Below are 976 nucleotides of genomic sequence, written 5' to 3'. Positions count from 1 at the left end.
ACGTTCGCCTATTGGAGCGACGAGACCGACTATCTCCTCGCAGTAGGCCGATACATGGGAAAGGAGTCGGGTGGCCGGGACGGGAATCAGCTCACCCACGCGCTGGCGACCAGCTCCGCGGCTGACATCCTTCCGGCTCTGCCCGCCCAGTTGTACGACGCGGGGGTATGGCTGGCGGAGAAAGCGCCGTCCACCCGACTCGACCCGATTCCCGCGCCACTCCTCGTGTCCGAGCGTTTCATGCCGGTCGGGCTCCGCGAGTTGGCGCTGGAGGCCCGTGATGCCCACGACTTCCTCGCCACACTGCTCACCGCACTCGAGAAGATCCTCCGTGACCCCGATTCCCGCCTCCTCATCGCGGCCGACGACGCGGTGACGGCGGCCCGGTGGATCGCACTGGGGACCCTGTTCTTCGACCGTGAGGTCGCCCTGGAGTTCACCTTCCGGATCTTCACGGAGAATCCGTACAAGGGCTCACACCGGATCATGGTGTTCAACCCTGAGACCGTGGAGAAGGCGGTGGACATCGCACGCCTTCCCGACGTCCACAGCGGGATCGACCTACGGAACTTCGCCGCCTCCCCGATGGAGATCTCGGCCTCGGCCCGCACGTACGCGACCTGGTTCCTCGAGGGGAACGCCTACGACGCCCTGGACGCGATCGAATTCGGGCGAGCGTGGGAGCCGCACGTCTCGGACTCCTCGGTCTCCGCGGCGATCGCGTCGGCCGCTGTGATGGGGAATCACGATACCGAGGATTTCACGACCGAAGATCTCGCGGCCCTCGTCCGCGGGCTCGCCCGGACCGAGGACGGCGTCGAGGACTACGGGGACGAACTCATCGCGCTGTTCGACCGGAGTCCGGAAGACGCGGATGCCGGAGTGCACCACGCCGCGACGTTCGCGGCGCTCGCCGACGCCGGTGAAAACGTACTCGCGGAACAACTCGCGAGCACCTCGGCGCGCAGGGCCGAGT

At 67.0% G+C, this 976-nt stretch carries 1 protein-coding gene; it reads left to right on the top strand.

Annotated elements, in window-relative coordinates:
* A partial coding sequence (locus H483_RS28455; protein WP_017836701.1) for a hypothetical protein occupies positions 1-976 on the top strand: 976 nt, incomplete at both ends.

This window comes from Dietzia sp. UCD-THP (assembly GCF_000349585.1).
Lineage (GTDB): Bacteria > Actinomycetota > Actinomycetes > Mycobacteriales > Mycobacteriaceae > Dietzia > Dietzia natronolimnaea_A.
This window is presented reverse-complemented; position numbering and strand designations above follow the sequence as displayed.